At 44.2% G+C, this 21,111-nt stretch carries 21 protein-coding genes and 1 pseudogene; 8 read left to right on the top strand and 14 right to left on the bottom strand.

The features are described from left to right. Window position 1: 1 nt before the first annotated feature. Both UQ64_RS03935 and UQ64_RS03930 read right to left on the bottom strand, forming a co-directional pair. Window positions 2-1,597, bottom strand: coding sequence for an AraC family transcriptional regulator (locus tag UQ64_RS03935; protein ID WP_060622212.1), 1,596 nt, complete (start codon window positions 1,595-1,597; stop codon window positions 2-4). Window positions 1,598-1,711: 114 nt separating this feature from the next. Beyond that, window positions 1,712-2,731 (bottom strand): ABC transporter substrate-binding protein, encoded by a 1,020-nt coding sequence (locus UQ64_RS03930; protein ID WP_060622211.1) that lies wholly within the window; start codon window positions 2,729-2,731, stop codon window positions 1,712-1,714. Window positions 2,732-2,960: 229 nt separating this feature from the next. Here UQ64_RS03930 and UQ64_RS32525 point away from each other — a divergent pair. The 3 genes and pseudogenes from UQ64_RS32525 to UQ64_RS03920 all read left to right on the top strand — a co-directional run. Beyond that, window positions 2,961-3,092: pseudogene (locus UQ64_RS32525) on the top strand (LacI family DNA-binding transcriptional regulator); the annotation flags it as partial. Window positions 3,093-3,164: 72 nt separating this feature from the next. Then, on the top strand, window positions 3,165-4,019 hold the full coding sequence (locus UQ64_RS03925; RefSeq protein ID WP_280818150.1) for a LacI family DNA-binding transcriptional regulator: 855 nt from the start codon (window positions 3,165-3,167) through the stop codon (window positions 4,017-4,019). Window positions 4,020-4,200: 181 nt separating this feature from the next. Further along, window positions 4,201-6,636, top strand: coding sequence for a glycoside hydrolase family 94 protein (locus tag UQ64_RS03920; RefSeq protein ID WP_060622209.1), 2,436 nt, complete (start codon window positions 4,201-4,203; stop codon window positions 6,634-6,636). 91 nt (window positions 6,637-6,727) lie between these two features. On the opposite strand, the gene UQ64_RS03915 is transcribed toward UQ64_RS03920, so the two are convergent. Beyond that, window positions 6,728-7,036, bottom strand: a complete 309-nt coding sequence (locus UQ64_RS03915) for a hypothetical protein (RefSeq protein WP_060622208.1) — start codon at window positions 7,034-7,036, stop codon at window positions 6,728-6,730. 199 nt (window positions 7,037-7,235) lie between these two features. Beyond that, a complete protein-coding gene (locus UQ64_RS30655) occupies window positions 7,236-7,424 on the bottom strand; it encodes a hypothetical protein (RefSeq protein WP_156417441.1) in 189 nt (62 codons plus the stop codon). A gap of 159 nt (window positions 7,425-7,583) precedes the next feature. Here UQ64_RS30655 and UQ64_RS03910 point away from each other — a divergent pair, with 159 nt between their 5' ends. The 4 genes from UQ64_RS03910 (at window position 7,584) to UQ64_RS03895 (ending at window position 10,878) form a co-directional block, all read left to right on the top strand. Further along, on the top strand, window positions 7,584-8,174 hold the full coding sequence (locus tag UQ64_RS03910) for a YitT family protein (RefSeq protein WP_060622207.1): 591 nt from the start codon (window positions 7,584-7,586) through the stop codon (window positions 8,172-8,174). Window positions 8,175-8,270: 96 nt separating this feature from the next. Then, entirely contained in the window at window positions 8,271-9,533 is a 1,263-nt protein-coding gene (locus tag UQ64_RS03905) for a DNA polymerase IV (RefSeq protein ID WP_060622206.1), read from the top strand. A 127-nt stretch (window positions 9,534-9,660) separates the two neighbouring features. Further along, on the top strand, window positions 9,661-10,425 hold the full coding sequence (locus tag UQ64_RS03900) for a threonine/serine exporter family protein (RefSeq protein WP_060622205.1): 765 nt from the start codon (window positions 9,661-9,663) through the stop codon (window positions 10,423-10,425). Between the two features lie 27 nt (window positions 10,426-10,452). Further along, on the top strand, window positions 10,453-10,878 hold the full coding sequence (locus UQ64_RS03895; RefSeq protein ID WP_060622204.1) for a threonine/serine exporter family protein: 426 nt from the start codon (window positions 10,453-10,455) through the stop codon (window positions 10,876-10,878). A gap of 90 nt (window positions 10,879-10,968) precedes the next feature. Here UQ64_RS03895 and UQ64_RS03890 read toward each other — a convergent pair whose 3' ends face one another. The 3 genes from UQ64_RS03890 to UQ64_RS03880 form a co-directional block, all read right to left on the bottom strand. Next, window positions 10,969-11,871, bottom strand: a complete 903-nt coding sequence (locus UQ64_RS03890; RefSeq protein WP_342447571.1) for a DegV family protein — start codon at window positions 11,869-11,871, stop codon at window positions 10,969-10,971. A 514-nt stretch (window positions 11,872-12,385) separates the two neighbouring features. Then, the gene (locus UQ64_RS03885) at window positions 12,386-12,847 is read right to left on the bottom strand and encodes a DIP1984 family protein (protein WP_060622203.1); all 462 of its coding nucleotides are present in this window, start codon (window positions 12,845-12,847) and stop codon (window positions 12,386-12,388) included. Between the two features lie 147 nt (window positions 12,848-12,994). Beyond that, complete coding sequence (locus tag UQ64_RS03880) at window positions 12,995-15,013, bottom strand: Na+/H+ antiporter (protein ID WP_060622202.1); 2,019 nt, start codon at window positions 15,011-15,013, stop codon at window positions 12,995-12,997. Window positions 15,014-15,264: 251 nt separating this feature from the next. Between UQ64_RS03880 and UQ64_RS03875 the strand changes: the two genes are divergently transcribed. Further along, entirely contained in the window at window positions 15,265-16,020 is a 756-nt protein-coding gene (locus UQ64_RS03875) for an MBL fold metallo-hydrolase (protein WP_060622201.1), read from the top strand. 77 nt (window positions 16,021-16,097) lie between these two features. On the opposite strand, the gene UQ64_RS03870 is transcribed toward UQ64_RS03875, so the two are convergent. The 7 genes from UQ64_RS03870 to UQ64_RS03840 all read right to left on the bottom strand — a co-directional run bounded on the left by UQ64_RS03870 (window position 16,098) and on the right by UQ64_RS03840 (window position 21,077). Continuing rightward, a complete protein-coding gene (locus tag UQ64_RS03870; protein WP_060622200.1) occupies window positions 16,098-16,733 on the bottom strand; it encodes an NAD(P)-dependent oxidoreductase in 636 nt (211 codons plus the stop codon). Between the two features lie 22 nt (window positions 16,734-16,755). Continuing rightward, window positions 16,756-17,649, bottom strand: a complete 894-nt coding sequence (locus tag UQ64_RS03865; protein ID WP_156417440.1) for a beta-1,6-N-acetylglucosaminyltransferase — start codon at window positions 17,647-17,649, stop codon at window positions 16,756-16,758. Between the two features lie 104 nt (window positions 17,650-17,753). Further along, window positions 17,754-18,629, bottom strand: coding sequence for a VOC family protein (locus tag UQ64_RS03860; RefSeq protein WP_060622198.1), 876 nt, complete (start codon window positions 18,627-18,629; stop codon window positions 17,754-17,756). Window positions 18,630-18,776: 147 nt separating this feature from the next. Next, complete coding sequence (locus UQ64_RS03855; protein WP_342447570.1) at window positions 18,777-19,025, bottom strand: protein tyrosine phosphatase; 249 nt, start codon at window positions 19,023-19,025, stop codon at window positions 18,777-18,779. A gap of 84 nt (window positions 19,026-19,109) precedes the next feature. After that, complete coding sequence (locus tag UQ64_RS03850) at window positions 19,110-19,856, bottom strand: Type 1 glutamine amidotransferase-like domain-containing protein (RefSeq protein WP_082650984.1); 747 nt, start codon at window positions 19,854-19,856, stop codon at window positions 19,110-19,112. Between the two features lie 17 nt (window positions 19,857-19,873). Continuing rightward, the gene (locus UQ64_RS03845; protein WP_425339568.1) at window positions 19,874-20,488 is read right to left on the bottom strand and encodes a GNAT family N-acetyltransferase; all 615 of its coding nucleotides are present in this window, start codon (window positions 20,486-20,488) and stop codon (window positions 19,874-19,876) included. Beyond that, window positions 20,472-21,077, bottom strand: coding sequence for a class I SAM-dependent DNA methyltransferase (locus UQ64_RS03840; RefSeq protein ID WP_209445705.1), 606 nt, complete (start codon window positions 21,075-21,077; stop codon window positions 20,472-20,474). Before UQ64_RS03840 ends, UQ64_RS03845 begins: the two co-directional genes overlap by 17 nt. Window positions 21,078-21,111: the final 34 nt, after the last annotated feature.

Raw genomic sequence — 21,111 nt, 5'->3', positions numbered from 1 at the left:
CTTATCCTAACGCTCTTAATACATCCTCAATCTTACGCTGATGCGACAATACGCCGTAATTCATCCAGGCCATGAAATCCACCTCATATACGCAGCCGTTACGCACAGCAGGCAAGCTGCGCCAGAGTTGTGTATCCAGCAGTTCCCGTCCTCCTCCTTCAAGCCGATCAAAGGTAATGAACAAATGATCCGCAGTCAGATTGGCAAGCTCTTCTTTTGTCAGGTTCACTCGATTCTTTCCACGGGTCAACTTCCCAACCAAGCTATGGGGTTGCAAACCCAAATCATGATGAAGCACGCTTCCTGTATACCCCAAATGCTCACATCCATAGAGAGTGATTCCGTAGACTGAGATTCTTAAACAAGCTATAGTCTGACTATGAACGGAACGGGTAAGCACCTGCTTGGCTTGCTGTGCCTGATGCTCATAATTGCCGATCACTTCCTGGACACGTTCCGTTCTGCCAAAGACCGCTGCTGCGGAATACAATGTGGCACGCCAATCCTCTTGATGAACAGGCAGCTTGAACAACGGAGCGATCCGGCTGCATTCCTCCAGATGCCAACGATGAAAGCCATTATCCAGCAAGATCAATTCGGGTGTGTACCGGGAGAGCTCCTGCCAATTACGATTCGAAATATCTACCGCAGGAACATTGTGAAGAGCCAGGTACTCTTGTTTCCCCCACTCGGCATGAGAATATTGCGCCACAGGAGTAATATCCAGAGCCAATAGGTAATCTTCCAAAAAAGGAGCAAACACCCTCAGTCCATCCTGATGGAAGCTTCTGTATTGACCGGGAGTAACACCAACCGATCTTTTGAAACGCCGATTAAAATAATACTCATTACTATACCCGACGGATAAAGCGATATCATGCATACGGTCATTCGTTAGCAGTAGCTGCTGCTGCGCCCTTTCGATACGAAGCCCGTTCAAATGTTCCAAGGGAATCCGCCCTGTCACTTCTTTAAAAGTTTGTGTGTAGCGTGCACGTGTAATGCCTGCAACTTCAGCCAATTGATCGACGGTTACAGCTTGATTATAATGTTCCTCCATATAGTGAATGGAACGCTGGATTGCCTCATGATCACCCGTGATCTGAACGACAGAGGAATTTGCACGCATGATTAACAGCAGCAGCTCCTGAAATCGCGTATGGCCTGCGAACCATTCGATCTCATCTGTACTTCTACGGCTATTATAGATAGCCTCTAGCAGTAATTTACATTGTGAAAAGGGTCTGCAGCTTTGCAAACCAGATCGAAGGATGTCCTCTTTAGTCCTTCTTTCTATTTCACTCTGCCTGTTTTCCCCGGTTTCGATCATTTCAAAAGTAAGCCTATAAAAGCTAAGTCCCCGCTCCTCGGCATTGATTTTGCTTAATAGCCCTGGTTCGAACAAGAACCCAGTACCTTTTTCCAGTGGAAACTGCCTCATCTCGGCCTCAACAAACCCCAGTCCTTCCGATACAATGATTAGGGTGTGATCCTGAAACACCTCACTCTGTCCGCTTCCTGACAGGGATTGGGTTTCTATATTTATCAAGCTATAGAATAACTTCCTTCTATTGCTGCCTTGCAAATCTTTTGTCATTCTTCCGCCCCCAATTGAGAACCATTTTCATTCACTTCAGTTTAAAACAAAAAAGGAGGTCTATCAAGGGTGCTGATAGACCTCCTTTTTGCTTTTCCTTACAGCGGCTGCCGTTTATTTCACCATAGCTTCCAGCAGGTCATCAAGCTTCATTGAATTGGCCGTGATGGCACCAGTCTGCCAGTGGGAACGTTCCATTCTATAAATATTCCCGTTCTTCACCGCCGGCAGGCTCTTCCACAACGGGCCATCAAGGATTTGGATCGCTTCCTGATTCCCTTCAGTATCCCAGCCCCCGTTGTCAGGGAACACGATGATATGATCCGCTTCGAGCTGAGGAATAAGTTCTTCGGAAATAATAGATTGATATTCGGTCATTTCTGCAGCCATAGGCACGGGTGTCAGGCCAAATTGAGAATAAATCACACCGATAAAACGGTTTTTAACACCGAACAAGGCAAAGGTCTTATCCGCTACGTTGAGCCGGATCACTGCTACTTTTTCTTGCCCCAGAGCCTGTTGCAGTTTAGCTTTTCCATCTGCCACTTTCTGATCATACTCGGCGAGTACAGCCTCAGCCTTCTCCGGAATACCGAGCGCATCTGCAATCGATGTAAGCACTTGTCTTGAGTCCAGCAGCGCCGCCTCTGGGAGACGATAAGTTGGTGCTATCTTGGAATATTGTTCATACCTCGCCGCATCCGCGCCTCCGTCCGCAATAATCAAGTCAGGGTCTTGCTCCAACAACGCTTCCAAGCTTCCGGTGATATCAAATTCTGGCACATCGAGATTTAAGTAATCCTGTTTGCCCCAGCTTGGATGATACCACTGAACCACCGGGGTAATTCCCAATGCCTTTAAATAATCTTCAACGTAAATCCCGGCCACCCGTTTAGGGTTGACTGGAATCTCAACATCTCCGAATTCCCCTGTAATCGTCCGAGTTTCAGCCTCTTCTGAAGCATTTCCACTTCCTTCGCTCGGTGTGCTGCTAGCTGAGGTTGATTCCTCTGCATTCTCTGTTTTTGCAACATTATCTTTCGTAGTATTGCTATTCGTTCCGCATGCCGCCAGCGCGGTCAATGCCATAATAAGCACTGCTGACCACAAAAACTTCCGACCCCATCTTACCATTATCCCTTCACTCCAATGCTATATTTTCATTGATTATCATTCTCAATAATCATTATCACAATAGTAGCATGACTTTTATAGCTTTCAATGCACTTTCTCCGCAAAAATCTTATACAAACTATTAACTAGTTTCTTCCCTTCTTCACAAATTTCTTTTTATTTACGATTGATTTATACTATGCTTTCGCTTACAATAAACTCATAAACGCGCGTTTATGAAAAGAGGGAAAACATGCGCAGCGAAGATATAGCTAAGTTGGCCGGGGTTTCCCGAAGCACGGTATCCCGCGTGATCAACAACTATTCCAACGTCCCTGAAGAGACCCGGGCCAAAGTGCTGCGGGTGATTGAGCAACATCAGTACGAACCGAACAGCTTTGCAAGGGCTTTAGCCGGTAAGAAGACCGATACGATCGGACTCTTCGCCATCAGTATGAACGAAAAGGAGAATACCACCCGAATTTATCAGAACAATTACTTTGCGCCATTCGTTGATGCCGTAGTCGACACCTCGAATGCCCGCGGATGTTATGTACTGATTCATACGGTGTACTCTCCCGACGATTTTATCAAGGTAAAGCAAGCTTTTCTACAAAAACGGATTGACGGCGGTATCATTGTCGGCACTCAGAAGGATATTAATATCGTCCGAGAAATGGTAGGGCTCGACTCTCCTCTCGTATTAATTGATTACGATATCTCTGAGATTATGTCGGAGCATCTTGACCGCAATCATCTGGCCATTGTGAATTCCAAAGATTACGAGGGCACCACAGAAGTGATTGAATACTTGATCTCTCTGGGTCATGAAGAAATCGGCATCATCTGTGGGCAAATGAATACGTACTCTGGTCGAGAGCGTTATACTGCCTATGAGGATACACTGAAGAAGCATGGCCTGCCTATCAATGAGAAATTTATCCTGAAAGGTGATTTTCTGAAGGAGACTGCTTACGAAGAGGTTACGAAGCTTCTTGCTTCTGGAGAACCTTTGCCAACTGCCTTCTTCTCCTCCAACGACGATATGGCTATATCAGCGATGGAAGCGTTCTCCGAGCACGGAATCATTGTCCCTGAGGATATCTCCATTGCCGGATTTGATGACATTCAGTTAGCATCTCGTATTCAGCCAAAGCTGACCTCTGTACGCTTGCCGATCTATGAAATGTCCAAGGCTGCAGTGGAAAAAGTAATCGGGCTGTGTGATTCACAGCAGCCGACCTTTAGCACGATCAGCTTTCCAGCTCGTTTAGTGGAGAGAGATTCCTGTCAACCGCCGAAGAAATAGCTTAAGATCATTCCTTCGCTGAAGAAATCTACATATTTTTCCGTGAAGCTGCTATGATTCGGTATCAAAACTATTGTTCTAGTTGACCTGCTTGAAAGCATTGAGAAAAATCCCTTCCCTCGAGGGAATTTTTTCTGAAACTTATAAACGCGCGTTCACAATCGAAAGGAGACTTTCTCACATGAAATTCGGAACCTTTGACGACACTCGTAAAGAGTATGTAATTAACACACCTAAAACACCTTACCCTTGGATTAACTATCTTGGTAATGAGCAATTTTTCGGACTTATTTCTAATACAGCTGGTGGTTATACCTTCTATAGAGACGCTCGTCTCAGAAGATTGACCCGTTACCGTTATAACAATATCCCACTGGATACTGGCGGCCGCTACTACTATCTTTATGACGATGGTGATTTCTGGACTCCAGGCTGGATGCCAGTAAAACGTGATCTCGACTTCTACGAATGCCGTCACGGTCTTGGCTACACTTCCATTACTGGTGAACGGAACGGAATTTCTGTGAACCAGCTTGCTTTTGTCCCTATGGGTCATAATGCTGAAGTACATCGTCTTGTAGTGAAGAACACTGGCTCCGCTAAAAAATCCGTGAAACTGTTCTCTTTTGCAGAGTTCTGTCTCTGGAATGCACAAGATGATATGACCAACTTCCAACGCAATCTCAGCACTGGTGAGGTTGAAGTGAAAGGTTCCGTTATCTATCACAAAACAGAATACCGTGAGCGCAGAAATCACTACGCTTTCTACTCCGTAAATAAAGAAATCGCTGGTTTCGATACTGACCGTGAAGCTTTCGTAGGCATGTACAACGGTCTGGAAAGCCCGCAAGCTGTAGTTGCAGGTGAACCTACTAACTCCGTAGCTAGCGGCTGGTCCCCTATCGGATCACATGCACTGAATATTACGCTTGAACCAGGCGAAGAGCAAAGCTTCATCTTTGTACTCGGCTACATCGAGAACCCTGAAGAAGATAAATGGGAAGCCTTGAACGTTATCAACAAAAAACCAGCAGAAGCTATGATCGAGCAATTTGCTACAGACGAACAAGTCGATGCTGCACTCGCGGCACTTGCTGCTCACTGGGATAACCTGCTGTCCAAATATCAAATCCAAAGCGGCGACGAGAAACTGGATCGCATGGTTAACATCTGGAATCCATATCAATGTATGGTTACCTTCAACATGTCCCGTTCTGCTTCCTACTTTGAATCCGGTATTGGCCGTGGTATGGGCTTCCGCGATTCCAACCAAGACTTACTCGGATTTGTTCATCAAATCCCAGAACGTGCTAAAGAACGTATTCTCGATATCGCCGCTACACAATTTGAAGATGGTAGTGCCTATCACCAGTACCAACCACTCACCAAAAAAGGCAACAATGAAGTCGGCACCGGCTTTAACGATGATCCGCTTTGGCTGATCCTGGGAACGGCTGCTTACATTAAAGAAACTGGCGATACTTCGATTCTTGATGAGCAAGTTCCTTTTGACAGCAATCCGGATAACACGGCTACTCTGTTCGAGCACTTGAAACGCTCCTTCGAGCATGTAACTAATAATCTCGGACCTCACGGCTTGCCGCTGATCGGTCGCGCAGACTGGAATGACTGCTTGAACTTGAACTGCTTCTCTACTGAGCCAGGTGAATCTTTCCAAACGACTGCCAACATCGAAGGTCGCGTAGCTGAATCCGTATTTATCGCAGGTCTGTTCGTCTTCGTTGGTCCTGACTATGCTGAAATCTGCCGGATGCGCGGACTTAACGAAGTTGCTGTAGATGCGGAAGCTAAGATTGACAACATGCGTGAAATCACACTTACACATGGCTTCGACGGTGACTGGTTCCTGCGCGCTTATGACCACTATGGCGACAAGATCGGTTCCAAAGAAAATGAAGAAGGTAAAATCTTCATCGAGCCACAAGGTATCTGCGTAATGGCCGGTATCGGTGTGGAAAATGGGCAAGCTGAAAAAGCTCTATCTTCGGTACAAGAGCATTTGGATACCGATTACGGTATCGTGTTGCAACAGCCACCATACTCCAAGTACTATCTGAACCTGGGTGAAATTTCTACGTACCCTCCGGGCTACAAAGAAAATGCCGGTATTTTCTGCCACAACAACCCTTGGATCATGATCGCTGAAACTGTACTTGGACATGGCGACAGAGCGTTTGAAATTTACGCTAAAATTGCTCCTGCTTACCTGGAGGATATCAGCGAAATTCACCGCACAGAGCCTTATGTCTACTCCCAAATGATCGCAGGTAAAGATGCCGTTCGTCACGGGGAAGCTAAAAACTCCTGGTTGACTGGTACTGCTGCTTGGAACTATGTAGCCATCACTCAATCGATCCTTGGTATCCAAGCGGATTTCAATGGTCTGAAGATCGATCCTTGTATTCCTACTGAATGGGACAGCTTTGAAATCACACGTGTCTTCCGTGGAGATACTTACGTGATTCAAATCAAGAACCCGAACCATGTTTCCAAAGGTGTAGCTAGTCTTACTCTGGATGGTGTTGCTGTAGAAGGTAACATCATCGCTCCAGTTGGAGACGGTGCTGTACACCAAGTAGTTGTAGAACTGGGTTAATGTAAAAAATCCGCTCAACCGTTCACTTGAACGATGAGCGGATTTATAATTAACGCTAGATGACTCCTGAACACTTCTCAGGGGTCTTTTTTTATTCTTCCACAACATCTGCTCTTAAATCACTCGCAACCTCAAGCATTCTCGGGATCACTGCTTCATTGTTGCCAGAAACGTAAATATCGCCTTGATAATGCCTAAATGGGATTGTAGCATCGCCAAAGCTCCACATAAAGAAATCTCCCTCAATGGACATCGTAGTAGCGCCTACTACTGTATAAACTGATGTATAGGTGAAATCAGATTTGGACGCGAAATATTGCTTGCACTCTTCTAAAGATATGGTTTGTGCTGAACCTCCATCATTTTGCATAGCTCTTGTAATTCGATAACGTTTACTCATTGTGATGCCTCCAATATTTTCTGTAAAATAATCGGCTACCTTGTCCCGATCAAATATAGCATACAATAAAGCGTAAATCCCAGCTATCCTAAACCTTAAAGTTGTCTGCGTTAACAGCAAAGGGCTTCTCTAATAAAAAAATATTGCCCGCGAATAAGGGTTAAGAATCAGAGCGTAAGAATAGATAGAAATGGCTGTACTAAGACGTAGGGGGGCTTTCTCCTCTGCTGTAAAGCCCACCACTCCAGCCCTCTTGATCTACACGTAGTCCATCTGCCTCCACCACAACAGCGCCACCAAGCAAACCTACTTCTCGTGTCGATTTGCTCAGCAGATCGGAATCTCTCCGCTTCGCTTCCGCAAGCGTTACTCCCGTTAATCGGACCACATGTCTGGCGTACTTGGTATCTAATACGCGTTTCGGTCCCTAACCCTCACACACTACGTAACATAAGACACTTTAAGCCTGGTTTCAATCAGGTTTTTTTGTTCATCTGCAATTTTTTGAAGTGACAAGCATATTTATAGACATGCCTTTAATGTGGAGATGTTAAATATGCGGCCATTAAGATACCTTATCATCCTTTTAGGAAGCTTACTCGTTGCTGCGGGAACTAATTTTTTTCTCGTACCATATAAAATCCTGGATGGGGGAATAATAGGAATAGCCCTCATTATCAATTATTTGTTCGATGCTAAAATTGGCGTAGCTATAATTCTCTGCAGCTTCCCTATCTTCCTGCTCGCTTGGTTAAAGGAACGCGATATCTTTTACAACAGTGTACTTGGTCTATTGACCTCATCATTTCTGATTGAACTTCTCGGTCCCATTCAATTCCACTTCCTGTATTATTTTGAGTTCGGTTCCATTTCAAGCGCCATTCTTGGCGGTTTTTTGATGGGAACGGGTCTTGGGATTATGCTGCGTTTTAAAGCAAGTACGGGTGGAACCGATCTGCTCGCTCAATATATTAAAAGGTATGTTCCGCTGAACCTTGGATTCATCATTTTTTTGACCGACTTTATGATTATCGGCGCGGGGGGACTTCTGATTTCGAAAGAAACCTTCTTTCACTCCATCCTCACGATTGTCTCTGGGGGTGTGGCTACGGGTCTGTGCACACTTGAGACGAAATAAATGGAAATAAATATGAATATACACGATCATATGTTCGTATTATAATAAGGAGAAAAAATCTAACGTATCTCTACCTCACCTGGAGCGTGTGAACCTATGAATAAAGAGCGTGTCATTATGCTATCTGATTGCCAAAGCTTCTATGCCTCCGTGGAGAAAGCCTCTAATCCGCAGTACAGCAACCAGCCGCTTATCGTCGCTGGAGACCCGGCTAGACGGAGCGGTATTGTGCTGGCTGCCTGCCCTATAGCCAAATCTTTTGGCATTACTACTGCCGAGACGCTAAAGGAAGCGCTAGCAAAATGCCCCCAAGTCATCGTGGTCAGACCACATATGCAGCAATATATCGATGTCTCCTCTCAAATCACAGATATTCTACGCAAGTTTAGCGACCAGGTAGAGCCCTATTCTATCGATGAGCAGTTTATTGATGTCAGCGGTAGCCTCAGCTTATTTGGCAGTCCAAAGGAGATCGCTACCGGCATTCAGGATCTAATTCGTAGACACACAGGTGTGCGTGCGCGCATCGGCATTGGATATTCCAAGGTTACCGCCAAAATGGCCTGTGACCTGTGGGCCAAGAAGAACAATGATGGTATATTCACCCTCACTAAGGAGGTTCTTCCGGATGTACTCTGGCCCCTCCCCATTAGCGAGCTGTTCATGGTAGGCCGCCGTATGTCCGCCCACTTCCAAAGTATGGGTATCACGACAATCGGCCACTTGGCACAAATGCCGTTAAGCGAGCTAAAATGGCGCATGCGGGAGAAATTTCACAAAAAATGCGATATCGATGCCGAGCTATATTGGCGGATAGCCAATGGTATCGATGACAGCCCCGTGAGCCCAAGTACCTATGAAGTCGCACCCAAGAGTGTTGGGCACCAAATGACGCTGCCACGGGATTACTATAAGCTGCAAGATATTAAGATCATCATTCTTGAGCTGTCTGAGCTTGTATGTAGACGCTGCCGCAAATTGAAAGTGCATGGTGCGGTCGTGTCTGTCGGCTGCCAAGGTGCCAGCTTTGATGACCCCACAGGCTTCTCAAGGCAGACTACTATGAGCGACCCTACGAATGCCACTCTGCTGGTATATGAGGCTGCCCTCTCTCTCTTCAAGCTACACTGGGAAGGCCAGCCTGTGCGTAGAATCCACTTAAGCCTGTCCAATCTATCTGACGAAAGCCAGTACCAGCTAACACTATTTGAGTCTCGCCCTCGCTATCGCGAACTCGAACGCGCTACCGATGCCCTCAAGAATAAATACGGGGAGACGATCATTGGCCGAGCAGCCTCTTTCACAGATGCCGGGCAGCTCAAGGACAGATCTGGAAAGATCGGTGGTCACTATAAATAAAAACTATATTAAAATACACACTATATCGTTTATAATGCTATATTGGGGTTGTTATTTTCACGTAGATGAAGCGACAATCGAAATATGTAAACATAGATAATCACATTCCAGAGGAGGACCGGAGAAGTTGGATAGCACGAGCAACACTAACACTACCTATTATGAAATCGTTGATCTCTGCCTTCTTGCTGGCAAGATCATGCTGCAGAATGGTGCAGAAACATCCAGAGTCGAAGATACGATGACACGAATGGCTGGATCTCTTGGATTCCCGGGAGCACACAGTTATGTGACGCCAACCGTTATTATGTTCACCACAAATAGAATAGAACCTGTTAAGTTATACAGGATAGCGGAGCGAACAACAGATCTGCAGAAGGTATCGCAGGTCAATGATATATCCCGGCGTCTGAGCGAACGTCAGATTACAGCTGAGGAAGCTCGTGCACGATTAGGAGAAGTCGATGAAGCCTCACCTGTCTATCCCGTATGGCTGCAGATCTTAGCAGCCGCCCTTACAGGCGCTTGCTTCACCGTTATGTTTAAGGGCAGTTTGTGGGATGCTCTCCCCGCCTTGCCGATTTCCGGACTAGGCTTCGCTGCGGTCATCTATTTGCATCGTTTAGTGCAGACTAAATTCTTTGCAGAGTTTTCCGCTTCCTTCCTGATCGGACTTTTAGCCTTCTATTCTGTAAAGCTGGGGATAGGCCAAGAGATGGACAAAATCATTATCGGCTCCGTTATGCCTCTAGTACCCGGACTACTCATTACTAATGCCGTTCGTGATCTGATGGCCGGTCATCTAGTCTCAGGTATATCCAAAGGAGCAGATGCCTTTCTAACTGCTTTTGCGATCGGTACAGGCATTGGGCTTGTACTATCACTATTTTAATATCCATGTGAAAGAGGTTAGCCCTTCATGATTTTGCAACTTATAACCAGTTTTATCGCCGCGGCAACCTTCTGTATTCTATTTAATGCGCCTAAGCGCTCACTACTGCAGTGTGGTTTTGCCGGAATGGTGGGCTGGATGGTGTATGTGCTTCTTGATGTAGAGTTCGGACCTGTTGTAGCTACGTTTGCAGCTAGTGTAATAGTGGGTATCGTCAGCCAATTTTTTGCGCGATCCTTCAAAATGCCGGTTATTATTTTTAGTGTAGGCGGTATTATCCCGCTTGTTCCGGGTGGTCTCGCTTACGATGCTATGCGTAAATTTGTGGAAGAGGACTATACTTTGGCTGTAGAAATCGCTGTTCGGGCATTAATGCTCTCCGGCGCCATTGCAGCTGGACTCGTGCTAAGTGATGTAATTGGACAAATGTTCCGGCGCCGTGCAATCAAATAACAGCATACTTCTTCAAAAAAAAAGAAATCGCCTCTTGGTACAATGGTGGTCACCCATCCATCTCCCAAGGAGCGATTTCTTTGTTCATTTCTATACAAGTACTGCTTCAGGGAAGGCTAAAGGTGCAGCGTCCGGATGAATACTATTGATGCTAGTGTTCTTGATCCAGGACAGCCCTACAGTACCTTCACCCGCATGAACAGCCACAGCAGGAATATAGGTCATAATCTCTGTACGTAAGTCAGGCGCCATCGCTTTGATGTCCTCTTCCAGCTTGAGTGCCATCTCTAAATTATTTGAATGCATGATACATACATCGCTAACAAGCCCTACATCCTGTTTAAATATATCCAAAAGCGCTTGTTGTGTCTTTTTCATCGTGCGAATTTTCTCAACAACAACGACCTTCCCTTCATCAAAACGAAGCAGCAGGTTTATACGCAGCAATTGGCTAAGTACAAATTGTGATCCAGAAACACGGCCACTGCGATGAAGCTGTGTCAAGCTTGCAGGAATTAAATAAAAGGACATATTCTCAATAATATTTTCAATCTTCACTTTAATTTCTAGTCCAGTAAAGCCCTTCTTCTGCCAATATATACCGCGCATGATCATTTCTCGGATCGGATAAGCGCCAACCTTGGCATCAATTCCAATCACATTGGCTTCCGCTATTTCAGCGCCTTGCATCGAAGCACTATAGGTGCCGCTGAGCTCAGACGATAGATGAACAGCGATAATTTCATCGTATTCTGCCTTCAACCGTTCGTATAGCTCGATAAACTCACCGATTGGAGGCTGTGAACTGCCTACCTTTTCATGCTGACGCATTTTCTCATAGAAGTCATCGATCGTAATATCTATATTCTCTTTATAGCATTCGTTGTTAATAATAATCCGTAACGGAATAATATACACATGATTGTTCTTAGCGAATTCCGGATCTATGATACTTGTACTGTCGGTTACCCAGGCAATTGATTTCATGGTCATTTGTCACTTCTCTCTCTCATAAAAAGGAATAGTAGAATGAATGAGGAGACAAGGGCCACGAATTTCAGACCAATGAATCACACGCTCATCCTGAATAATCAACTTAAGAATTGAACAGCGGTTAAGTGATCCGCGTATTCGTAAATTATACAGGATAACAAGCGTGAATATAGGCAAAACAGGCCGTTAATGCAAATTTCATTCAATTTATTTCAACATTATTCGACATTTTTTCACATTATATATGACGAATATACCTATCCTAATAGAGCCACTTCATGTTATGAAAAAGCTAACCCACAGCAAAATATCCCCGTCCCCGCCCTCACTGTTCTTCCATAAATCAACGCTTGGTAGTTACATTAATAGGTACACTTTACATTTGTAACAGTACGGGGCTAAATTATAATTTAGTCAGATATGGCCCGGCATCTGTCGATTTTCCAACTTCCCCTGTTGGCGGGTTGCGCTCACCTTTATGAAGATCAGTTACCTTCTGCTGTGGTAAATCTTACTAGAGTATAATTAAGGACACCGTCCAGTTCTTCTCCTGAATCTTAAAATCCAACTCACGGTAAGACTTGGACAACTCATCCATCTGCTTCTGAATCTGAGCGACATCCACCGTTCTCTGAAAACGAACCTCCGAGCGGCTGTAACGATCCTGAGTAATGGAAGCCTGTTCAAGCAAATCGCTAAACAGCTTCCGTAGCTGTAGCATTTTGTCCCTTTCCGCTAGCGCATCGGCAATACTCCAATCCTCATTGAAAGCGACGGATGAATTCGTTCGATTAATCGCTCGGATCAAAATCGTCTGTTCATTCACAGCTCTTTCTAATTCCTGCAAAAGAACCTCTGGCCGTTCAGCCGGCTCCTCACCCTCTTGAACCTTAACGACTCGCTCCAGCCGCTGCTTTAGCTGCGCGATTTTACGGTTTAGATCACTTCGATTCACTAACGCTTCCGCGAGTTTCATATTTCGATTCCCCCTAAGATTTTCTGATAGCTGGCGAATAAAGCGCAATGCATGCTGTCCTATTCTTATACCCACACAAGCTAGTTTCAAATATTCCGTCCAAACATAAAGCCTCCGAATGAAAAGATGCCGTGGTGTTCTGCACAGCTAATCCTCCCAAATCGATGTCTCCAAATGGTCTACGAACTTGCGTAATTTAACGGCTAGCTTGCGGTTAATAGTTCCATCCTGGTACATTTGCTGCACCTTATCCCGCTGCTCTTGAATGGCTTTCAGCTTCATTTCAAGCTTTTGATTATCAACAAGACCATCCTTTGTCCAGCCTGTCCCCTGCTCTAAGCGTGAAATTAGCTGCTCATAACTGCTTGCAATCTTCTCGGCCGCTCTTCGGTTATTCTCATTCTTACTCGCATTAACAGCAGCTATAGCTGCATGGGCCATGGCGATTTTTGCTTCTCTAGCACACCCAGCCTGCTCAAGCATTTGTTGGCTAGTTTTCTCTTCATTCTGTCCTGAGAACATTCCCGCAAACAGCCGTCTAATCTCGGTAATCGATATTCTGATTTGAGAATTCAGACTTCTGGCTAGAAAGACTTCACTATGATTCAAGAACTCTTCCAGCTTCTGAGCGACTGAGGCGGGAATCTCATTGTTCTCCAGCAATTGATTCAGTTCTTTACGTTCGGCTTGCAGACCCACAATCCTTGCTTCAACACCCAGTCGGCGGAAGTCCTCGAGTGCCGGATCATTCGCTTGGTCCTCACGGTTTAGACTTTGGACCCTTTCTCTAAATTCACTCAAAGCTGGCAGCGCGGATTCCTTGCTCTCTTCTGTCATCATACTTTGCAGCATGGTTATACCGGCAGCAATAACCTTAGACTTGGCCGCCTGCTCAGCTCCTGTATCACCCGATTCAGCAACTGGCTCTCCTTTACCTGCCAGGATTGGCAAAAAGACACTGGCGATCAGCAGCGACATTAGAATAACACCTGCGGCGATAAAGATGATCAAATCACGCTCAGGAAATGGCGATCCATCCCCAAGAACAAAGGGAATCGAGAAAGCACCTGCTAAGGTAACCGCTCCACGCACTCCTGAAATGGTGAGGATTAATAGTGACTTAACAGACGATTTTTCCATTTTCCGCAGACGAGATCCCACTAAAGAGAACACATACACCCATACAAACCGTAGTACAAACAGCAGCATGGTAATGGCTAATACATAACCAACGACCATAAGATTATCCACGGCCGTATCACGGTAGATCACTTCAATAACGTCTGGAATAGATAAGCCAAGAATCAGAAAGACCAGGCCGTTCAATACATAAAGCAGAACAGACCATGTACTGGCGGATACCAGTTGCAGCTTATACTGCGGAGATGCAGCACGGTCCTTCTCAACCGCATGAATAATCCCCCCTGCAACCACTGCTAAAATTCCGGATACCCCTATTTCTTCACTGATCAGATAGATAATAAAAGGGGTTAGGATTTGCAGCAGCACATGCACTGTAATATCCTCCATCCCCAGTCTGCGAATAATTACGCTTAGCCGAATCAGAAGAAAAGCCAATAATGCCCCGATAACCAACCCGCCTACAGCTATAACTACAAAGCTGATGGAGGCTTTCGGCAAAGAAAATACACCAGTAACTGCCGCAGCAATGGCAAAGTTGAAGGCAACAAGTCCAGAGGCATCATTCATTAATGATTCGCCCTCTAGAATGCGATGAATACTCTTAGGAAGATGTACCCTTCCAGCGATTGCGCTGACCGCGACTGCATCTGTCGGTGATAAGATCGCTCCCAGAGCAAATGCAGCTGCTAGCGGAATCGTTGGGATCATCCAGTTGATCGAATAACCAGCAATAAGCACCGTGGCAAAAACCAGTCCCAGTGCTAGCATTAATATCGGACCCCGTAACTTCCACAATTCATTTCTTGGCGTTCGTTTCCCATCATTGAACAAAAGCGGAGCAATAAATAATACGAAGAACAGCTCTGGTTCCAATATCATATGTATTCCCAAAGGCATTAACACAACCATTACACCCAGACCAATTTGAATTATCGGTATCGGTACAGAGGGAATGAATCGGTTTATGATGTTAGAAATTGCAATAAGCCCCAGTAGGACGAGCACAACTAGAAATGTCTCCAAACCACATCAGCTCCCATTTTTATTTGATTATTATATCGCAAAAATTCAGGTGAGGGCAAAATCAAGCCTAAGGCGATCTTAGCGATCATGCTCGTCTAGAAACTCCACAAAAAATACATCAGATGTATATTGACAAAAGTATTTATTTGTGTTATAATAATAAATTGGTCTATTGAACTATATTTTTATTTTGAGTATCATATGCATTAGCCTAACGGCATCGCTCTTATTACCAATCATGGAGGGATCTTATGCATATTGCTAGTGGATTAGAAATGTTAGAGATTACAGTACAGGTTATGGGCGGAAATGACACCATTTACCCCACGCTGCTCTGGGATCAAAATTCTGCTGTACTTGTCGACACCGGATTTCCGGGCCTGCTTCCTAAATTCAAAGAAGCTCTAAAAGAAGCCCACGTGCCTTGGGAACAACTACACACCGTAATCATCACACATCAAGATCTAGATCACATCGGGAGCTTAACTGATCTACTGTCAGAAGAATGTCTAGACCTGACAGTTCTGGCTCACGAAAACGAGAAGCCTTATATTGAAGGAGAGCGAATGCTCCTTAAACACACCCCTGAAGCTTTAGCTGCGGCAGAAGCCATGATCCCCCCTCATGTACCAGAGGAATGGCGCCGCGCTTTCCTATCCGTGTTATCCCATCCCCCTAAAGGAAGAGTAGATCAAACCTTAGATCACGGGGAAATACTGCCTCTTGCCGGTGGAATTACGATTATCCATACACCAGGACATAGCCCTGGACATCTGAGTCTATACCATCAAGATAGCCGTACGCTAATTGCCGCGGATGCTCTAACGGTCCAAAGCGGTGAGCTGCATGGCCCCACTCCTTCGGCAACGCCTGACATGAAGCAAGCTTTATCCTCTCTAACCAAGTTCGCCGAGTATGAGATTGATACAGTCATTTGCTATCATGGCGGAATCTATCGCGGTGATATAAATAAACGAATTGCTGAAATTGCTGAAGCAAAGGTATAAGCATATACAAGAAGGCAGAGCCCTGATATCTGGCTCTGCCTTCTTGTATATATACGATCCTTACTAGTTATACTCACTTAAGATTCCGAGACAACTGTAAACCGCTCGCGAATATGCTGTGGCTGTTCAATTTCATCTACAATAGCAATCGCATAATCTTCATAGCTGACATAGCTCTCGCCCTTGGAATTCACCAGCAGATTATCTTTCCCTTTTACATAAGAACCTGTTCTTGTTCCAATTGCAAAATTGGCGGATGGACTAACAAAAGTCCAAGACAGCGAGTCTGTACCTTGCAGGATCTCCAGGTTCTTCCCTTGATTCGTAGCCGTTGGCTTGATAAAGTCAGGGAAATCAGGGGTATCTATCACTTTAAGCGTCTTAGCTTCATCTACATAAAGACTTCCTGCACCTCCAACTACAATCAATCTTGTATTAGAGGCATCCTTTAATGCTTCAATTAGCATATTTCCGGCATCCACATGCAGATGCTCTTGTCCAAATGGTGCTCCAAAAGCATTCACAACAACATCAAAACCCTTCAAATCTTCAGCGGTAAGTGCAAATACATCCTTTTCGATGACCTTTGCCTTACGATTTGCAACTTTCGATGCATCCCGTACAATGGCTGTAACTTCATGGCCTCTATCTAGTGCTTCCTGAGTGATTCGGCTTCCGGCTTTTCCACTTGCTCCTACAACTGCAATTTGCATAAGCTTGTCCTCCTGCATGTGTTTAAGATGTTTTTACTTTAATGTTTATATCAAGGAGTTCCTGAACGATGGTTCTGTCGATATCGAGATCAAACTTTCTCCCCCAAAAGCATTCTGTACCACTACTAGTGATCCGGTCATAATCTTCTATCGTTAGTGTTCTAGGAAAATCCGGTCCCGTTTCCCAGTCTGTATACCTCTTAATTTCACTCCGTACATTGTCCTTAAACGCACTATTCAAAATAATCGTATGGAAGAAGATTTCATCTCCACATAATGTGTTCTTAAAAAATCTAACATACTCTGGAGAAGTAGAAGTGAACTCCATGATGTATTCCATACATTCACCTGTAATGGACATCCAGTTCGAGCCTTTATACAGCAATTTTGGCAGAACACCCAACCTTCTTTGCAAGAATGGAGCGTTCATTACTAATTTAATATACCTCATCCTAATAGCTGCCATACGCCTGGTTCTTGAGATCAGGAATCTAGGATAATAAACCGACACCCTCTCATAACATCCCCACGTTTCTGAAGCGTTCGGTAATTGTAGATACTTCACAAATTCGTCCCCCTGATTCTTTTTAAAGAAATCAAGAATAACTTCATTTGAAGCAAGGGGCAGATCCTGACCACTTATGATATGGATATAACTGAATTTCTCATGTTCTTTGATCAACGCAAAGCACTTCAAAATACATTCAATCTGACTGTAATGTCCCCACCGAACATCAATAGGCTCTTTCACAAAATGAATATCATTACGGTGAGTAATGTCAGCTTCAATACCACTTTTCTGATCGACATGTATAAAAAACTCGACGGAGTCATTTGTTAAATTATCGATTAGCATATTGATCTGCTCAGGATTTTTGTGACAAAGGATCACATACGCCATTTTGAATGATTCCAACAACCTTCACCCTTCCGTCCATCTTTTTCCAATATTATAAAATAAATGGACAAAAATGGATAGTTCTTTCTATCCAAAAAAAGATGAATACGATTGGTGTTTAGTTATTTCGTATGACTTTTCGTTATAAGTCTGATCCCAATGTTCCACGGATCTTTAAATGTTGGAGCTCCATTCTCCTCTACAACGGTGTAACCTGCCTGCTGAACACGCTCTACTACAACCGTGCGTTCCTCATCATTTGGAAGAAGTAAGGTAAAATAATCAATTCCTACTGCATCAGCAGGTGCCACAGGTGCGCCTTGCCCCGCCCAAATATTCAATCCAATGTGGTGATGATACCCACCTGCTGAAATAAACATTGCCGCACTGCCATAATTAGCTACTAGATCAAATCCAAGCAAATCAACGTAGAACTCCTTCGCCTTAGTTAAATTACCTACATGAAAGTGCACATGGCCGATCACCGTTCCAGCTGGCAGCCCGTTCCATTCTAAACCCTCAGAAGCTGCCAACAATCCATCTACATCTACTGGATCCGTTGTCATCACTACATGCCCTTCCGCATCATACTTCCATGTATCCTTAGGACGATCTCGATAAATCTCGATTCCATTATTATCCGGGTCCTGAATATATAGTGCTTCACTCACCAAATGATCTCCCTGGCCTACTTCAATCCCCGAAGCGATCAAGTTGCGCACTACGAGCCCCAAGCTCGGACGATCCGGAACAAGGATAGCAAAATGATACAACCCAGCCACAGAGTTCGGACGAAGCACCCTTGCATACTCAATCTCCCGCAGGATTAATAACACATTCTGACCATCAGCAGTCATTTCCACCTCACGACCAGATTGCCGCAAGATGCTTAGTCCCACGACGTTTTGATAAAAAGTGAGCGAACGCTCTAAATTACTTACTCTAATTTGCACCAGACCAATCTCTACGTCCGGATGAAGTGTTGTATTAGTTGTCATTATGTTTCCTCCCAATGTCCTGTAACTTATCCAGTTACAAATTAACTATCTTTAGTATAGTTACCTTCTATATGTTTGTCAATTACCAATAAAAAAATCATGCTGACTGATTCACAGCCAAACATGATTCATAAGAACATTTAATCCTTAAGCGAGCCATTCCTGTAAATATTCAGACATACTGGACTCGAGAAGTCCAATTAAGTCTTCATCCATATACTTATAATCATCTGATATATTCAGACAAATTATTCTTTTGCCAATTACACTGTCTCTGAATTTATCTTGAATTCTTCGAATATGCTTCTTCTCCATCACAAAAATAACATCCGCCCAGCCTACATGGCCCTCAGAAATTTTGACTCTGGCATGATCCTCTGTTCCAGCAGATCTCACTTCATGACCATCGATTCCTTGAAATATCTTCTCCGCAGTTAGACTCCGCCAGCGATTCTGGGATAATTGAGATTTGATTAGACTTCATTGATCACCTCCACCATACACTTCATGAAGAGGTCTGTAGCTTGGGTTTTCTTCGATTTCCGTAACGACAACACCTTGCTCAGAGTCCATCACACGATAGGCTTTCGCTTCTTCTCTGGTTGACATCACTTTATATTCATTATCTTTGTAGATGATGGCACAGTTATTATCCACTGCAATTCCGGGTATACCCCCACCTTTAACCATACGCGAAAAATCCTCAACCCGAATATCCTCATCATAATGTGGACAATGAATGCCTGGCAGAATTCCCATCGCTTCAAGCTTAATATACTGCCAGTTCCCTTGGTCGTCGAACGCTTCAGAGTCACTATGCCCATATTCAAACCAGCAAATCGAACCTGCACTCAGCCCTGCTAATATGGTCCCAGAGGTGTAGGCTTCTTTTAGAAGCACATCCACACCGGTATTTTTCCAAATCTCAAGCATCTTTCGGGTATTGCCTCCACCCACATAAATCAGATCAGCGGATTCAATTAACTCTGCGATTTCCTCATGGGTATAGGTTTGGCTCACAAGCAATAAATGAATTGTTTCACATCCTAGAATCTCACCGTACACTTTGTTGAACGTATCACAATAACCCGGTGCATCACTGCTAGCTGTTGGAATAAACAACGCTTTTGGATTAGCTTTTTGGGTTAATTTCACAACTTCACGATCCAATTCAAGCGTTTCTAGATCAATTAGCTCTCCCCCACCTATTACCACGATAGTCCCCATAATCTCCCCTACTTTCACTAAGATCCGTTTTCTCCATTTCCGTATTCCTCTGCTAGAATGCTGTAAATCTCCAAATCAACGAGCCCTTTTCCTGACCATACATGAGCTTGCCTTAACGTTCCCTCTTTCATAAAGCCACTTTTCAAAAGAACCCGCTTGGACCGCTCATTAAAAGGCATAACCTCAGCTTGAATTCGATTGACCTCTGCAGTCTCAAATAAATACTTTTTCACCGCTTGAACGGCCTGAGTTGAAATCCCTTTTCCCCAATAAGACTCCGCCAAAAAATAGCCAATCGTGACCATATCCACTTTTTGATTAAAATCCATAGCTTCGATGATACCTAGCAGTATGTACGGATTATTTTTGCGGAAAATCCCCCACTTCACTCTTACTCCTTTGTTAAAATCACGCTCGAAATGTCCGATCATATTCTTTACAGTATCTTTATTATGTTTCGGAATAATTCCGCAGTACTCAAACACTTGATCATTGCTATAAATTCCAAATACCTCTTCAAGATTACTTACTTCAATCTTTTTCAGTATTAGCTGCTCGGTTTCCAAAGTAGGGAATTGCTCAAATACATGACTAAGCTTCAATTCGTTCCCTCCGTTACTTTTTGATGGCATGAATTAAGGTTGCAGTTCGACTTTCCGTTTCTTTTACCCATTCGATATGAAATCCGGTTTTGTTAAAAAGCCTTACATATTCATCCACATCGGCCGGATTTAACATGACTCTTCTATCATTGAAATCAAACCACTCTTCATCCTCGCTAACAGATAACATAAATGTTCCATTAAGTAGCAGCGAATCATAAATATTCCTTAACGCTCGCTCCTTATCCTCTACATGTAGAAAAGTTAATACACTATAAGCCGCATCAAAAGTATTAGGACGTACGAACTCGCAAATATCAGCTAGCACAAGCTCTTTATTGGAGAATTTTCTAAGATTTAAGTCTGCTCTTACTAGTGTTTTTGGCGAGATATCAATTCCTGTAAGAAACCGGCATCCCAGACCTAAGACCGATTTAGCAACTCTTCCCGTTCCAATTCCAATCTCTAATATTCTTTTATCGTTACCCTTCAGTCCATCGAAAAAAAGAGGTCCATCCCACTGACTCATATATGCCTGTCCAATGGGAGGATCTTGTGCTGGATCATTTCCCTCATCCATCAAGGATTCATAATGCTCAAATGCACTAACTATTTTCATAAGGGTCATCCCTTTCTGACCAATTGCAACACTA

The sequence above is a fragment of the Paenibacillus etheri genome, assembly GCF_001012825.1.
Lineage (GTDB): Bacteria > Bacillota > Bacilli > Paenibacillales > Paenibacillaceae > Paenibacillus_AQ > Paenibacillus_AQ etheri.
The sequence above is the reverse complement of the archived record's forward strand: the minus strand, read 5'-3'. Positions and strand labels throughout refer to the sequence as shown.

What these genes read in the sequence shown, in the direction of transcription:
- UQ64_RS03935 (WP_060622212.1), bottom strand. Translation starts at nt 1,597, where the DNA reads ATGACAAAAGATTTGCAAGGCAGCAATAGAAGGAAGTTATTCTATAGC.
- UQ64_RS03930 (WP_060622211.1), bottom strand. Translation starts at nt 2,731, where the DNA reads ATGGTAAGATGGGGTCGGAAGTTTTTGTGGTCAGCAGTGCTTATTATG.
- UQ64_RS03925 (WP_280818150.1), top strand. Translation starts at nt 3,165, where the DNA reads ATGAACGAAAAGGAGAATACCACCCGAATTTATCAGAACAATTACTTT.
- UQ64_RS03920 (WP_060622209.1), top strand. Translation starts at nt 4,201, where the DNA reads ATGAAATTCGGAACCTTTGACGACACTCGTAAAGAGTATGTAATTAAC.
- UQ64_RS03915 (WP_060622208.1), bottom strand. Translation starts at nt 7,036, where the DNA reads ATGAGTAAACGTTATCGAATTACAAGAGCTATGCAAAATGATGGAGGT.
- UQ64_RS03910 (WP_060622207.1), top strand. Translation starts at nt 7,584, where the DNA reads ATGTTAAATATGCGGCCATTAAGATACCTTATCATCCTTTTAGGAAGC.
- UQ64_RS03905 (WP_060622206.1), top strand. Translation starts at nt 8,271, where the DNA reads ATGAATAAAGAGCGTGTCATTATGCTATCTGATTGCCAAAGCTTCTAT.
- UQ64_RS03895 (WP_060622204.1), top strand. Translation starts at nt 10,453, where the DNA reads ATGATTTTGCAACTTATAACCAGTTTTATCGCCGCGGCAACCTTCTGT.
- UQ64_RS03890 (WP_342447571.1), bottom strand. Translation starts at nt 11,871, where the DNA reads ATGACCATGAAATCAATTGCCTGGGTAACCGACAGTACAAGTATCATA.
- UQ64_RS03885 (WP_060622203.1), bottom strand. Translation starts at nt 12,847, where the DNA reads ATGAAACTCGCGGAAGCGTTAGTGAATCGAAGTGATCTAAACCGTAAA.
- UQ64_RS03875 (WP_060622201.1), top strand. Translation starts at nt 15,265, where the DNA reads ATGCATATTGCTAGTGGATTAGAAATGTTAGAGATTACAGTACAGGTT.
- UQ64_RS03870 (WP_060622200.1), bottom strand. Translation starts at nt 16,733, where the DNA reads ATGCAAATTGCAGTTGTAGGAGCAAGTGGAAAAGCCGGAAGCCGAATC.
- UQ64_RS03860 (WP_060622198.1), bottom strand. Translation starts at nt 18,629, where the DNA reads ATGACAACTAATACAACACTTCATCCGGACGTAGAGATTGGTCTGGTG.
- UQ64_RS03850 (WP_082650984.1), bottom strand. Translation starts at nt 19,856, where the DNA reads ATGGGGACTATCGTGGTAATAGGTGGGGGAGAGCTAATTGATCTAGAA.
- UQ64_RS03845 (WP_425339568.1), bottom strand. Translation starts at nt 20,488, where the DNA reads ATGCCATCAAAAAGTAACGGAGGGAACGAATTGAAGCTTAGTCATGTA.
- UQ64_RS03840 (WP_209445705.1), bottom strand. Translation starts at nt 21,077, where the DNA reads ATGAAAATAGTTAGTGCATTTGAGCATTATGAATCCTTGATGGATGAG.